Source organism: Streptomyces acidiscabies, from assembly GCF_020010905.1.
GTDB classification, from domain to species: domain Bacteria; phylum Actinomycetota; class Actinomycetes; order Streptomycetales; family Streptomycetaceae; genus Streptomyces; species Streptomyces acidiscabies.
Genome location: NZ_JAGJBY010000001.1, coordinates 1737450 through 1751646, shown reverse-complemented (window position 1 = coordinate 1751646; position 14197 = coordinate 1737450). Strand labels below are relative to the sequence as shown.

At 69.5% G+C, this 14197-nt stretch carries 12 protein-coding genes; 3 read left to right on the top strand and 9 right to left on the bottom strand.

Annotation, left to right across the window (positions count from 1 at the left end):
• Positions 1-28: 28 nt before the first annotated feature.
• The 5 genes from J8M50_RS08255 to J8M50_RS08235 form a co-directional block, all read right to left on the bottom strand.
• A complete protein-coding gene (locus J8M50_RS08255; RefSeq protein WP_010356226.1) occupies positions 29-1447 on the bottom strand; it encodes an NAD-dependent malic enzyme in 1419 nt (472 codons plus the stop codon).
• A 305-nt stretch (positions 1448-1752) separates the two neighbouring features.
• Complete coding sequence (locus J8M50_RS08250) at positions 1753-4170, bottom strand: HelD family protein (RefSeq protein ID WP_010356225.1); 2418 nt, start codon at positions 4168-4170, stop codon at positions 1753-1755.
• Positions 4171-4244: 74 nt separating this feature from the next.
• Positions 4245-5024, bottom strand: a complete 780-nt coding sequence (locus J8M50_RS08245) for an anti-sigma factor family protein (protein WP_010356223.1) — start codon at positions 5022-5024, stop codon at positions 4245-4247.
• A gap of 62 nt (positions 5025-5086) precedes the next feature.
• Positions 5087-5608, bottom strand: a complete 522-nt coding sequence (locus J8M50_RS08240; protein ID WP_010039908.1) for a sigma-70 family RNA polymerase sigma factor — start codon at positions 5606-5608, stop codon at positions 5087-5089.
• Between the two features lie 751 nt (positions 5609-6359).
• The gene (locus J8M50_RS08235; RefSeq protein ID WP_010356221.1) at positions 6360-6944 is read right to left on the bottom strand and encodes a CGNR zinc finger domain-containing protein; all 585 of its coding nucleotides are present in this window, start codon (positions 6942-6944) and stop codon (positions 6360-6362) included.
• Between the two features lie 1584 nt (positions 6945-8528).
• On the opposite strand from J8M50_RS08235, the gene J8M50_RS08230 reads away from it, so the two are divergent.
• From J8M50_RS08230 to J8M50_RS08220, 3 genes are all read left to right on the top strand, one after another.
• On the top strand, positions 8529-9911 hold the full coding sequence (locus tag J8M50_RS08230; RefSeq protein WP_010361104.1) for a nitrate/nitrite transporter: 1383 nt from the start codon (positions 8529-8531) through the stop codon (positions 9909-9911).
• Between the two features lie 182 nt (positions 9912-10093).
• A complete protein-coding gene (locus tag J8M50_RS08225) occupies positions 10094-11242 on the top strand; it encodes a uroporphyrinogen-III synthase (protein ID WP_010352989.1) in 1149 nt (382 codons plus the stop codon).
• Positions 11243-11314: 72 nt separating this feature from the next.
• On the top strand, positions 11315-12154 hold the full coding sequence (locus J8M50_RS08220; protein ID WP_010352990.1) for a serine/threonine-protein kinase: 840 nt from the start codon (positions 11315-11317) through the stop codon (positions 12152-12154).
• An 84-nt stretch (positions 12155-12238) separates the two neighbouring features.
• Here J8M50_RS08220 and J8M50_RS08215 read toward each other — a convergent pair whose 3' ends face one another.
• The 4 genes from J8M50_RS08215 to J8M50_RS08200 all read right to left on the bottom strand — a co-directional run bounded on the left by J8M50_RS08215 (position 12239) and on the right by J8M50_RS08200 (position 14192).
• Positions 12239-12634 carry a hypothetical protein gene (locus J8M50_RS08215; protein WP_010352991.1) on the bottom strand — a complete coding sequence of 132 codons (396 nt, stop codon included), beginning with the start codon at positions 12632-12634 and terminating at the stop codon, positions 12239-12241.
• A gap of 193 nt (positions 12635-12827) precedes the next feature.
• Entirely contained in the window at positions 12828-13241 is a 414-nt protein-coding gene (locus tag J8M50_RS50030; RefSeq protein WP_075662318.1) for an Imm50 family immunity protein, read from the bottom strand.
• Positions 13228-13737: an Imm50 family immunity protein gene (locus J8M50_RS08205; RefSeq protein ID WP_075662320.1), complete on the bottom strand. Its 510-nt coding sequence runs from the start codon at positions 13735-13737 to the stop codon at positions 13228-13230. The genes J8M50_RS50030 and J8M50_RS08205 overlap by 14 nt, the downstream gene beginning before the upstream one ends.
• A 50-nt stretch (positions 13738-13787) precedes the next feature.
• Positions 13788-14192, bottom strand: a complete 405-nt coding sequence (locus tag J8M50_RS08200; RefSeq protein ID WP_075662322.1) for an Imm50 family immunity protein — start codon at positions 14190-14192, stop codon at positions 13788-13790.
• Between the last annotated feature and the right edge of the window lie 5 nt (positions 14193-14197).

Here is a 14197-nt window from a genome sequence, read left to right as displayed (position 1 = left end):
AGGCGACCGCCTCTGGGCATCGATAAGGTTACGACGCCGAGGCGCCCGCCGCTTTCGCCGCCTCCCGCACCGCCCCGGCCACGGCTCCCGCGACCTTGTCGTTGAAGACGCTGGGGATGATGTAGTTCGGGTTCAGCTCGCCCTCGGTCACGACGTCCGCCAGCGCCTTCGCGGCAGCAAGCATCATCTCCGTGTTGACCGTCCGGGACTGCGCGTCGAGGAGACCGCGGAAGACACCCGGGAAGACCAGCACGTTGTTGATCTGGTTGGGGAAGTCGGAGCGGCCGGTGGCGACGACGGCGGCGGTCTGCCGGGCGACACCCGGGTCGACCTCGGGGTCGGGGTTCGCGAGCGCGAAGACGATCGCGCCCTCGGCCATCGCGGCGACGTCGTCCCCGTCGATGACGTTCGGCGCGGAGACCCCGATGAAGACGTCCGCCCCGCGCACGGCCTCCTTCAGCGTCCCGGTGAGGCCCTCGTGGTTGGTGTTGTCGGCGATCCACCGCAGCGGCGAGTCCGCGGGCGCGTCGACGAGGTCCGGACGGGCCGCGTGCACGACGCCGTGGATGTCGGCGACGACGGCGTGCTTGACGCCCGCCGCGAGGAGCAGCTTCAGGATCGCCGTACCCGCCGCGCCCGCGCCGGACATGACGACCCTCACATCGGAGGCGTCCTTGCCGACGACCCGCAGCGCGTTCGTGAGCGCCGCGAGGACGACGATCGCCGTGCCGTGCTGGTCGTCGTGGAAGACGGGGATGTCGAGGGCTTCACGCAGCCGCGCCTCGATCTCGAAGCAGCGCGGCGCGGAGATGTCCTCCAGGTTGATGCCGGCGAACCCGGGGGCGATGGCCTTGACGATCGCGACGATCTCGTCCGTGTCCTGGGTGTCCAGGCACAGCGGCCACGCGTCGATGCCGGCGAACCGCTTGAAGAGGGCCGCCTTGCCCTCCATGACCGGCAGGGCGGCCTTGGGGCCGATGTTGCCGAGGCCGAGGACCGCGGAGCCGTCCGTGACGACCGCGACGGAGTTGCGCTTGATGGTCAGGCGGCGGGCGTCCTCGGGGTTCTCGGCGATCGCCATGCACACGCGGGCGACACCCGGGGTGTAGATCATCGAGAGGTCGTCACGGTTGCGGATGGGGTGCTTGGACGCCATCTCGATCTTGCCGCCGAGGTGCATCAGGAACGTACGGTCGGAGACCTTGCCGAGGGTGACGCCCTCGACGCCGCGGAGCTTCTCGACGATCTCCTCGGCGTGCACGGTCGAGGTGGCCGCGATGGTGACGTCGATACGGAGCCGCTCGTGGCCGGACGCGGTGACGTCGAGGCCGGTGACGGAGCCGCCGGAAGATTCCACGACGGAGGTGAGGGCCGATACGGCGGTCCCTCCGGCGGGTACCTCCAGCCGGATCGTCATCGAGTAGGAGACGCTGGGCGCCGTTGCCATGGCCGACTTCCTCTTTCACCGTAAGGCTGAATCTTGCTGTCCGATGGTCGCACCTACCGCCGGGTAGGCGTTAGCCCGGCCGGAATTGCGATCCTTTTGTTCACGACGAGAAGAGGCCCACGTCCGCTGCGGGACGTGGGCCTCTCCACTTCGTCTGTGACACCGGCCCGCCATGCTCGCCTCGCGGCAAGTGGTCGCTCGAAGCGACTAAGGTTGGGCCCGGGGGCTTGGATCGAGCCGGTGTCACAGCAAGGCTAACAAACACCCGCCACCGAACCATTCCCGTCCGGCTAGTTCACAGCAATCTAGTCCCGCAGCAGGTCCGGTACGCCGTTCCCGTCCGGATCGTCCCGGTCCGCCGATACGACCGTGAGCTGCTGTGTCGCACGGGTCAGGGCGACGTACAGGACGCGCAGGCCCGCCGGGGACTCGTCCGCGATCTCCGCCGGGGAGACGACCACCGTCGCGTCGTACTCCAGTCCCTTCGCCTCCAGGCTGCCGAGGGCCACCGCGCGGTCGCCGAGGCCGTCGAGCCAGCGACGGGCCTCCTCGCGGCGGTTCATCGCCACGACGACGCCTACGGTGCCGTCCACCTGGTCCAGGAGGCGCGCGGTCTCCTCGCGGACCGTTTCGGCGAGGGTTCGCCGTACGACCGTGAAGCGCGGGACGATCCCCGTCGACCGCACCGCCCTCGGCGACTGAGCCCCCGGCATCGCCAGGGCCAGGACCTTCGCCGCGAGGTCGGCGATCTCGGCGGGGTTGCGGTAGTTGACGGTGAGGGTGAAGCGGCGGCGGGGGCGGGAGCCGAGGGCCTCGTCGCGGGCCTCGGCGGCCTCGTCCGGGTCGGACCAGGAGGACTGGGCGGGGTCGCCGACGACCGTCCACGTCGCGTGACGGCCTCGCCTGCCGACCATCCGCCACTGCATCGGCGTCAGGTCCTGCGCCTCGTCCACGATGACGTGCGCGTACTCCACCCGCTCCTGCGCGAGCCGCTCGGCGCGCTCGCGCTGCGACTCCTCGCGGACCGGCATCAGCTCGTCGAGGCCGGTCAGCTGGTCCAGGGGGTCGAGGTCGCGGCGCTTCTTCGGCCTGGCCGGGGCGCCCAGGACCGCCTGGAGCTCGTCCAGCATCGCAATGTCGTGCACGGAGTGGCCGTCCCGCTTGAGGGACCGCGCGACGCGCCGTACCTCGCCGGGGTTCAGGATGCGCCGCGCCCAGCGTCCGAGCCGCCGCTCGTCGGCCATCGCCGCGAGGACGCCCCTCGGGGTCAGCTCCGGCCACCAGGCGTCCAGGAACGCGATGAACGCGTCCTCCGTCGACACGTCCTCGTCGAAGGAGAGCCGCAGTTCGGCGGCGAGTTCCGGGTCGGTGTGCCGGGTCGCCGCGCCGGACCGCTCCCAGAGCGCGTCCAGCAGCAGCTTCCGCGCGCGCGGGCGCAGGAGGTTGACGGGCGCGGTGCCGCTGAGCGCGGTGGCGCGCACGCGCTCCAGGGCGCCGGACTCCAGCTCCAGGCGCCGGTTGAAGGCGACGACGCGCAGGCGGGTGGGCGGACCGGCGGCCTCGTCGTCGTACGGCTCTTCGCCGAAGGCGAGCTGTGCGGGGCGGCCGTTCTGGCCGTTCTGGCCGTTCCGGTGCCGGGTGGCCGCGTAGGTGCCGCCGGGGCCCAGCTCCAGCGCGCCGCGCGCGGCCTTCCGCAGGACCTTCAGCATCCGGTACGAGCCCTTGGCGCGGGCGACGGCCGGAGAGTCGTACAGCGTGGCCTCCGCGCCGTCGACCAGGGAGCCGATCGCGCGGATCGCGACCTGGCCCTCCTCGCCGAGGGAGGGCAGGACGCCCTCCGTGTAGGCGACCAGCAGGGGGGTCGGGGAGACGATGAGGATGCCTCCCGCGTACCTGCGCCGGTCCTGGTAGAGGAGGTACGCGGCCCGGTGGAGGGCCACGGCCGTCTTGCCGGTGCCGGGTCCGCCCTCCACGTACGCCACCGACGCGGCGGGCGCGCGGATGACCAGGTCCTGTTCGGCCTGGATGGAGGAGACGATGTCCCGCATCGAGTGCGTACGGGCCTGGCCGAGCGCGGCCATCAGCGCGCCGTCGCCGATCGCGGGGAGTTCCCTGCCGTCCAGGTACGCCGTCAGCTCGGGGCGCATGAGGTCGTCCTCGACGCCGAGGACGCGGCGGCCCTTGGAGCGGATGACCCGGCGGCGTACGACCCGTCCCGGGTCGACCGGCGTGGAGCGGTAGAACGGAGCGGCGGCGGGTGCGCGCCAGTCGATGACGAGGGGTGCGTACTCCTCGTCGAGGACGCCGATACGGCCGATGTGGAGCGTCTCGGCGATGTCGGCGGTGTTGTCCTCGCGGACGACGCCCTCGGCGGGCTCCACGGCGGTGTAGGCGCCGTCGGGCCCCTTCTTGCCGTCCTTGCCGAGGAGCAGGTCGATACGGCCGAAGAGGAAGTCCTCGAACTCGTTGTTCAGCCGGTTGAGATGGATCCCGGCGCGGAAGACCTGAGCGTCCCGCTCGGCGAGTGCGCCGGGCGTGCCGACCTGGCCGCGCTGGGACGCGTCGTGCAGCAGGAACTCCGCCTGGTGGATCTTCTCCTCCAAGCGCCGGTAGACCCGGTCGAGGTGTTCCTGTTCGACGCAGATCTCGCGGTCCCGTACGGAATCCCGCTCCGTGTCGGCCGCTGATCCGAGCGCGGTCCCCTGTTGAGCCTGAGCGGCCACCGGGCCCCCTTCTGACGTGCTGGGCAGCCGTCAACCGTACGCGAAAGGGGGCCGGTGGTGGAAGTCACGCGCGCTCAGGCGTCGATCTGGACCAACTTCTTGCCGTCCAGGGTGACGACGTCGAAGTGGTCGATCTGGTCGGGCGCCATGGACGTACCGCCCATGACGTACAGCGGGTTGCGGGCCTGTTCGGTCTTGGCGTCCGGGAGGCCGTAGCCCCAGTCCGGGACGGCCCAAGTCGAGACCGTCTCCTTCTCGCCGTTCTTGCCTACGGCGATCAGGGCGCACTTCTGCGGACCGGTCACGTTCTTCAGTTCGATCACGGTCTCGGTGCCCCACGCCTTCTTGGCGGTGGCGACGGTGCCGGTGACCTTCGTGGTCGCGTCGGTCGCGGTCGTCTTCGCCGAGAGCGTGCCGAAGACGTCCTTCGCGGGGTTCGCGGAGGCGACCACGCCCGTCTTGCCGCCGCCGTCGTCGCTGCCGCCGGTCGCGGCCATCACGCCGAGCGGGCCGCCGATGATGAGCGCGGCAGCGGCTGCGACCAGGAAGAACGAGCGGCGGCGTTTGACCGCGCGCCGGTCCGCGACCTCATCGACCAGCCGCTCGACCAGGCGCGGGCTCGGCTTGGCCGAGAGCGACTCGCCGATGGCGGGGGTGCCGGTGCCCGGGAGGTCCGCGAGCGCGGCGAGCATCGGTTCCATGCCGGCCAGCTCGTCGAGCTGCTGGGCGCACCATTCGCAGCCCGCGAGGTGGGCCTCGAAGGCGGTCGCCTCGGCGTCGTCGAGGATGCCGAGGGCGTAGGCGCCGACGGTCTCGTGCTCGTTGGGAGCGGGGGCTCCCTGCCTGGGGCTCATGGGTCCAGACATACCCGGACCACCTATGCCGAATCCGCCGCCCTGTCCCCCGTACACGCTCATCACGCCGTCACCCCCCGCTCCTCCAGAGCCAGCTTCATCGAGCGCAGGGCGTAGAACACCCTGGAACGGACGGTGCCGCTGGGTATGCCCAGGGTCTCCGCCGCCTCGTTGACGGTACGCCCCTTGAAGTACGTCTCGACGAGCACCTCCCGGTGGGCCGGGGTCAGGTCGTCCAGCGCATCCGACAGGGTCATCAGCCACAGCGCCTTGTCGATCTCGTCCTCCGCGGGGATGACCTCCAGCGGTGACGGGTCGACCTCCTGCGGCCGGGCCTGCCGGCTGCGGTGTCCGTCGATGACGATGCGCCGGGCGACCGTCACCAGCCAGGGGCGTACCGATCCGGTGGCTCGATTGAGCTGTCCGGCGTTCTTCCAGGCACGGATGAGTGTCTCTTGTACGACGTCCTCGGCGCGTTGGCGGTCTCCGGCGACCAGGCGCAGGACATATGCGAGTAGAGGTCCGGCGTGTTCCCTATAGAGGGCACGCATCAGCTCCTCATCAGGTTCCGAGGGCTGGGACATGCGATGTCGGGCCCTCGATCCACGTTCATTGGCCACGACGGAATCCTTGCGCACGCCCACCTCCGATGTCCGGGGGTTCCCCCAGTCGGTCGCTCCGCCACGAGTACGGGCGGGGGTGCGGGAGTGTTCAAGGGGCTCGACATTTTTCCTCGTGGTGCCGTGACGAGGTGGACATGGACGCACATTCCCACCCGCGGTTCTTTACATTTCCGCCACATCGACAAGATCGCGCCACGTGCCCGTGCGGCGCACAAGTGAAACGGGGTGTTGTCGAAATCACTTCGACCGGGTCGGGGGATCGATGCGGCGGTTCGCGGCGAAAGGGTCATGTGGGACAGGTTGGGGGGTGGTTGACGGGGTGTCAGGGGGTGCGTTCGTGCCTTGTCTGGGTGAACCGGCGTCCACTGGACGAGATTTCACGGGCTGTCTGCGGGGTTACTGGGCGGCGAACGTGAGTTGGCGTGGCCTTATGCGATGTGGGTGGACTTGCAAGCACCCTTGGGGCCGGGTCGGGGGTGTCTGCCCGTCACGCCGGCCCACCCGTCGGCGAGGCGGGGTGGCGAGATCCCGCCGCTGAAGGTGAGCTTCCGGGCGGGGATCGGCGGACCGGGGGCTGTTGGGATGCCGGGGGGTGGGGCGGAACGGCACAGATTTCAACGCCGGGCGACAGAAGTCATCACGTGCGTGAGGGGTGGGGTGGGGGGCGTCTTCGGGAGCGAGGTGGGGCGACTTCGGGGGCGGGGTGAGGGGTTCACGCCCTCGCCAGTGCCGTCCTGCGGCGGTGGCGGGCCACCCTCTCGCGGTTGCCGCAGGTTTCGCTGGAGCACCAGCGGCGGCGCCGGCCCCGGGAGGTGTCCAGGTAGACGATGGGGCAGTTGTCGCCCTCGCACTGGCGGAGCGCCGAGCGGGAGGTGGGGTCGGTGAGGAGGTCCAGGGCGTCGCGGGCGATGGTGGCGAGGAGGGCGGGGCAGGTCGGGGGGTCGAGGAGCTGTTTCGTGAGGGTGCCGTCGAGGAGGACGGCGCGGGGGGTCGGTGGGGCGGGGCGGGCGGCCTCGTTGAGGTGGGCGAGGGGGCGGTCGTACGGCGTCCCGTCGGGCTGGAGGCTCGCCTGGACCAACCTCCCCACGGCGCCCCTGAGTTCACGGAACGCCACGAGCCAGGTCGCGTCGACACGCACCAGTGCCGTCCCGGCGGGGACCAGTCCGACTCCGGAGATCCACCCGGTCAACGCGCCCACGTCGTCGAGGCGTTCATGGGGATGGCTGGTCGCCAGAAGGTCCAGACACACGCGTCCCGCGTCGAACCGGGATGCGTAACTCCCCACACGCAGTGCCATAAGCCTGTCACCACCCAGAGACGGACAGAGAACACCCACCGGGCCCCACCAGCTCCCGGCACTCTCCACAGTGCCTGCCCACCCTCCCTCCCGAAACCCCTCCCACACGTTTCGGCCGCGGCGGAGGGGGCTCCGGCGGGGGTGGGACACCGCGAATCGTCGGGGCGCGGGGCGGGGAGGGCAGTCGGGGGGCCGGTGGTGTGGGGGGCGGGTGCGTGTGGTGGGAGCAGGGCGGAGAGCAATTCCCGCAGGCGGGAAGGGGCGTGGGGGTGGGGGCGGTTGTGGGGGGGCTGGGCGGGTCCTTGCCGTGGGCGGGGAGCGGCGTGTTTGGCGGAGACGGTCCCGAGGGGGCCGGACGGATCCTCGCCGCAGGTGGGAAGGGGCGTGGGGGCGGGGACAGCTGTGGGGGGGCTGGGCGGATCCTTGCCGTGGGCAGGGAGCCGCGTGCCTGGCGAGGGCGATTGCCAGGGGCCGGGCGGATCCTCTCCGGGGGTGGAAACCCGCGTACATGGCGCGGGCGATCCCGGGCAGACCAGGCAGATCCTCGCCTCAGGCGGAAAGCCGCGTACGTGACATGGGCGGCCCCGAGCAGACCGGACAGATCCCTCGCCGCAGGCAGGAAGCGCCGTGCCGGCCGGGGCCGATCCTGAGGGGACCGGGCAGATCCTCGCCGCAGGCAGGGAGCCGCGTGCCTGGCGGGGGCGATCCCGAGCAGGCCGGGCAGAGCCTCGCCGCAGGCGGGAAGCCGTGAACCGGCGGAGGCGAAGCCGCCTCACGGACGACGGCCGAACCGGATGCGGAAGCCCCCTCCCCGGACACGGGACCCTCCAGAGCGCGGGCCCCAGGCGCGGGCCCCAGGCACGAGACCCCTCGGGGCGCAGGCTCCCCGGGGCGCAGGCCCTCAGACGCGAGCCCCCTCCGGACGCGGAGCCCTCCGGGGCACGGAACCGCCGGGGAGCAGCCCCCCGGCGTGAGGTCTCTCCGGGGCGCTGGATACCGGGCGCGAGCCCTCCCTCCAGGGCACGGGAGGGCCGGGCACGGGAGGGCCGGGCACGGGAGCCCTCCGGGCGGGAACCGCAGCCCCCGAAGCAGGAAGCCGCCCGCCGACGCCCCGCCCCGCCGACCGGCCGCGCGCGGCGAGACCGGCTTGCGGTGGCCGGCGACTTGGGGCCCCTCATCGACGTACCCCGGAACAAGACGACGCGCGGTGGGCCGACGGGCGGCAGGAGCCGAACGCAGTGGAGCAGTCGCGAACCGGCGGGAAGCGAGACGGGATGGCCCACGGCGCGGCAGCCGCGTACGGCGGGGAGTGGGGTGCGGGGGTGCGGCGCAGCCCGTTGCTTACACAGTCGGTTGCGGGCTTCCCTGGGAACGGGCGGCCATCGTCCCCGCAACGGGCTCGCCGTGCCCCCGCGCCCCCGACCCCACCCCCATCACTGACGCGTACCGCGCGGACCTCTCAAACCATCCCCCCGCGCGGTGAGACCAACGTTCCCTTCCGGTCACCCGCAGGCACAGCCTGGAAATGCGTGATCCCTACCTTCGGGGACAGCAGCGGAGTCCAGGACCCACCGTGGAGGCGTCATGACATCCCCCGGCATTGAGAAGACAGCGACCCGAAGGGGGCGCTGGATCGAGGAGTGGGACCCGGAGGACGAGGCGTTCTGGGAGGCCGGCGGGGAGAAGATCGCCCGCCGGAACCTGCTGTTCTCCGTCCTGTCGGAGCACATCGGGTTCTCGATCTGGACGCTGTGGTCGGTGCTGGTGCTGTTCATGGGCCCGGAGTACGGCCTCACCCCGGCGGACAAGTTCCTGCTGACGTCGATGGTGACGCTGGTCGGCGCGGTGGTCCGCGTCCCGTACACCTTCGCGGTCGCGGTCTTCGGCGGCCGTAACTGGACGATCGTCTCGGCGGCACTGCTGCTGATCCCGACGATCGCGGCGTTCACGGTGATGGAGCCGGGCACGTCGTTCAACACCTTCCTGCTGGTCGGCCTCCTCGCGGGGATCGGCGGCGGAAACTTCGCCTCGTCGATGACGAACATCAACGCGTTCTTCCCGCTCCGCAAGAAGGGCTGGGCGCTCGGCCTGAACGCGGGCGGCGGCAACATCGGCGTACCGGTCATCCAGCTGATCGCCCTCGCGGTGATCGGCGCGAGCGGCGGCCCGAGGGTCCTGCTGGGCATCTACATCCCGCTGATCGTGATCGCCGCGACGCTGGCCGCCCTGTACATGGACAACCTGACGTCCGTGAAGAACGACACCGGCGCGGCGATCGACGCGGCGAAGGACGGCCACACCTGGATCATGTCGTTCCTGTACGTCGGCACGTTCGGCTCGTTCATCGGCTACTCGTTCGCCTTCGGCCAGGTCCTGACGAACCAGTTCGGCCGTACGCCTCTCCAGGCGGCGTACCTGACGTTCATCGGCCCCCTGCTGGGCTCGCTGATCCGCCCGGTGGGCGGCTGGCTGGCGGACCGGTACGGCGGTGCGCGCATCACCCTGTACAACTACATCGGCATGGCCGCGGCGACGGCGGCGCTGATCGTGGCGAGCATCCAGAAGTCGCTGCCGTTCTTCGTCACCGTGTTCGTGGTCCTGTTCGTCCTGACGGGCCTCGGCAACGGTTCGACGTACAAAATGATCCCCGGCATCTTCCAGACGAAGGCGCTGGCCAAGGGCCTGGCGGGCGAGGAGGCGGCGGCGTACGGCCGGCGTCTGTCGGGCGCGTCGATGGGCCTGATCGGGGCGGTCGGGGCGCTGGGCGGCGTGGGCATCAACATGGCGTTCCGCCAGTCGTTCCTGTCGTACGGCTCCGGCACGGGCGCGTTCGTCGCGTTCCTCGCGTTCTACGCGGTGTGCTTCCTGGTGACGTGGGCCGTATACCTTCGCCGGCCGGCGGGACGGATCGCCGCCCCGGATGCCGCTTCGGAGACGAAGCCGCAGCTCAGCTACGCGAAGGTGTGACGTAACACGGGCGACACCGACCGGAACCGAGCCTGTCACGCGGCGTTGACAGGCTCGTCGGTCTGCGGCGCTTCATGGGCGGCGTTCCGTGGGCGGCGTCCCGTGAGGCTTCGCCGCTTCGCGGGATTCGTGAGATTTTCATCGCGGGGACACCCGGGGCTCCGAGCGGGACGAGAGTGACTATGTACGACGAACAGCGACCGGAACACGGCCCCCTCGCCGGCTTCACCGTCGGCGTGACCGCCGCGCGCCGCGCCGAGGAGCTGGGCACGCTGCTCCAGCGCCGGGGCGCGGCCGTCGTCCACGCGCCCGCGCTGCGGATCGTGCCGCTGGCGGACGACAGCGATCTGCTGGCCGCGACGAAGGACCTCCTCGGCCAGGCGCCGGACATCGTCGTCGCGACGACGGCGATCGGCTTCCGGGGCTGGATCGAGGCGGCGGACGGCTGGGGTCTGGGCGAGCCGCTGCTGGCCCGGCTGTCCACGGTGGAGCTGCTGGCGCGTGGCCCCAAGGTGAAGGGCGCGATTCGCGCCGCGGGGCTCACGGAGGAGTGGTCGCCGTCGAGCGAGTCGATGGCGGAGGTGCTGGACCGGCTGCTTGAGCAGGGGGTGGAGGGGCTGCGGATCGCCGTCCAGCTGCACGGGGAGCCGTTGCCGGGGTTCGTGGAGGCGCTGCGGGTCGCGGGGGCGGAGGTCGTGGGGGTGCCGGTGTACCGGTGGATGCCGCCGGAGGATCTCGCGCCGCTGGACCGGTTGTTGGACGCGGTGATCTCGCGGGGGCTCGACGCGGTGACGTTCACGAGTGCTCCGGCCGCGGCTTCGCTGCTGTCGCGTGCGGAGCGGCGGGGTCTGTTGGGCGAGCTGCTCGCGGCCTTCCAGCACGACGTCCTTCCCGCGTGCGTGGGGCCGGTGACCGCGCTTCCCCTTCAGGCGGCGGGAGTCGACACCGTCCAGCCGGAGCGGTTCCGGTTGGGGCCGCTGGTCCAGTTGCTGTGCCAGGAGTTGCCGGGGCGGGCGCGGGCTCTGCCCATCGCCGGGCATCGGGTCGAGATTCGGGGGCATGCGGTGCTGGTGGACGGGGAGTTGAAGCCGGTGCCGCCTGCTGGGATGTCGCTGCTGCGCGCGTTGTCGCGGCGGCCGGGGTGGGTGGTGGCGCGGGCGGATCTGCTGCGGGCGTTGCCGGGGGCGGGGCGGGATGAGCATGCGGTGGAGACGGCTATGGCTCGGTTGCGTACGGCGCTTGGGGCGCCGAAGTTGATTCAGACGGTGGTCAAGCGGGGGTATCGGTTGGCTGTGGATCCGGCGGCTGATGCGAAGTATTCGGACGGGTAGGGGAGTTGGGGGTAACGAACGTCTGCGGGGGCTCCGGCGTCTCAGTCTCGACCGAGGCACTGGAGGCCCCCTATGCGCCGCTCTCTTGTTCTGGCCCTCGTGGCCCTGACGATGCTGGCAGCCGCGTGCGGCGAGGAAACGACCACCTCGGGGAGGCACAGCACTTCCCCGGACCCCGCGCAACGAACCGAACGCGCCCGGCAGGTGGCCGCCGCGTGGAACGGCTCGCGGGCGGAGGCGAGTTGGCGTGCCGGGTACCACCCGCTGGGTGACTGGACGGCGCTCCCCGAGGGGCTCAGGAACCCGCTGGTCACTCTACGAGCGACGCTCCCTCCACTCCCCCGGCCCGACGCCGAGGTCAGGTGGCCGGACGGTTCGACGCTCAAGGTTCCGCTCACTCCGGCGAGCACCGCGTACGAGGCGCTGGACCGGTACGAGGGTCCGTCCACCCAAGTTCCGGTCACCGCCGTGACGTTGGGGACGATGCCGCTCCAGACGAGCCGGGGTCCGGCGACCGTACCGGCGTGGCTGTTCACGGTGGAGGGGTACGCCTCGCCGATCAGGAGGGCGGCGGTACGCCCTTCCGCTCGCCCCAAGTCGCCGATAGGCGCGGTGAGTTCGTCGATGCTCGCGGGTCAGGTGGGGGGCATCCGGGGCCGTGCCCTGACCATTGTCGTGCCGCACAGTCCCTGTGACGACGGGGTCGGGGTGGAGGTGCTGGAGACGCCGGGGAGTGTGGTTCTGTCGCCGTACACGGTGAACCCTCGAGACGGGGCGTGCGCGGCCGTCTTGAAGATGGAGCGGGTGAGGGTGGACCTCGACCGGCCGCTGTCCGACCGGGTTCTGCTGGACGCGTCCACGGGCGCCCCCATGCCGTACGACATGGCGGACGGCTCCCCGTCCTGGAGTTGATCCGAGTGACGGTCCGCACCGGTGACACGGGGGAGGGATGGCCCGAACCGAGAGCCACCCCTTCCCACGTCACTCACCCGTCGATCAGATGAGGCTGCGAGGCGCCTCGAACTGGTCCACCGGCGCCACGGGGCATGCCGCCGACGACCCGCCGAGGACGTTCCCGCCCACACCCTCCGCGTTCGGCACCGCACACCGCAGATCGACGTTGACCAGCGGAGCGCCGTACGTGTTGAGAATCCCGTGGGCGTCACCCCCGATGGCGGTGTCCCCGTTACGCGTGGCAAAGTCGGACGCGGTGCCGCTGCCGCTGGCCGTGTCCCCGTAGGCGACACGAGCCGCGTGGTTCATCTCCCCGGCGTTGGTGGCGGTCATGTTCTCCGCCCCCACCCCCGCGGAGGTGGTCGCCGAGGCAACCCCCGTGGCCGCCATGGTCGCGGCAGACGCCAACGCCGCCCCAGCCAGAACCTTCTTGATCACAACTCTCTCCTGTCCGGCGAACCCGAAAAATAACGATCGCTATTGACCAGCGAACGCCACCGAACAAAAGATTCCGATCACCGGGAGGTCACGCACCATCACCACAACGAGTCACCGCGATACGGCCACCTGGCCGCCTCGAACGAAAACCCCCAGCCCACCCCCATCAGCACACAATAACCACACGATCAGATTACCCGACCCCGGAAGCCGCAAGATAGACCCGAGCCTTCTGCAACCCAACAGAATCGGCCCGGAACCTAATACCAGAGCCCTCACTCCCAAGAACAACAGAAACCCCACCACCCGCCTCAATCGCCACATCAAATCGAGCAGCCTCGACAGAACTCCAACGATTGACCGAAAACTCCCTGACACCCGAGAACAGAAGATAAAACTCCAGGGTGTTGTAAACCTTGTCCCGCCATGCCTCATCAGGACGCGACGGAACACTCCGAGTTTCAAGCCCGACCGTCACCGACGCCCCCCTTTCGTCGACATGAACATAATAAAGCTTACATTCCTCCGGACCCGGCACATCCCCTTCATAGAGTGGCCCTAGAGCATCGGGTGAACCAAGGATCCGACCCCAATCAGAAACGCTCATAGTAAACCTTCTCGCAAGTATCAGGAAGCGTCCCGTAGAGCCGTGAATCCAGCCGCTTCACATGAACTCTAGAATCGCCATCCATCCCATCCCCCTGAACCTTAAAAGCACTCACCCTCCCCACAAGAACAGAATCTGAACACTCAAAGGAAAGCGCAACCTCTCTCTTCTCAGTCCGAACTTCGACCTGAATACGCCTAAACTCCAGATGTCCGACAACATTCACCCGAGCGAGAACCGGAGGATTCCACCCCTCCATGGCCATGCGATCGACAGCCAAAAACTGGAGCTGACACTGAACGGTATCCAACTTCGCATCCCGCCACTCCTGCGGAACCACCACAGGAAAATGAGCGAGATCGACGCGCAGGGTCACCGTGGGACCGATCCAGCTCAAATTGACAGAACGCAGCCTGAGATCACCGCCCAACGCAATGGCATCCCCATACAGCGAACCCAACACCTGAGAGTTCACAATAAATTCGTCGAGACTCACAACTGAATCAGACACCCGAGTTCAATTTCATTCACCCTCGCTAACACTCCTCACAGAGCCGACGAGGGGCCATCTGTGTAAGCCGAGATCTTGGACAGATAGAAAGTTTCGGCAACCGCCTCAATGCGAACACCTTCAGCCGAAACTCCAAGCTTCACCCTGCCATCCTCCTCCCCGACAGAAATATCCGCCCTGACCTCTACGGAGAACCCTTCCACCAACACTTCCCGAAGAGCCCCGAAGGAAAATTCGACCTGCACCGTATTGAAACCCTGAAGCGCCCACTTCCGCGGCGGCGCTTCAGGATACCCAGGCAGATCAAGTCGAATTTTCAAAGTAGGGCCATCACGGAGAAGGGCCACCTCATGCACCTGTACATCACGGAGGTCAGGAACATCTCCACCGTAGACAGCACTGATACCTTCCGAATTGTGAAGCAGGGATGCCCATGCCATCTCAA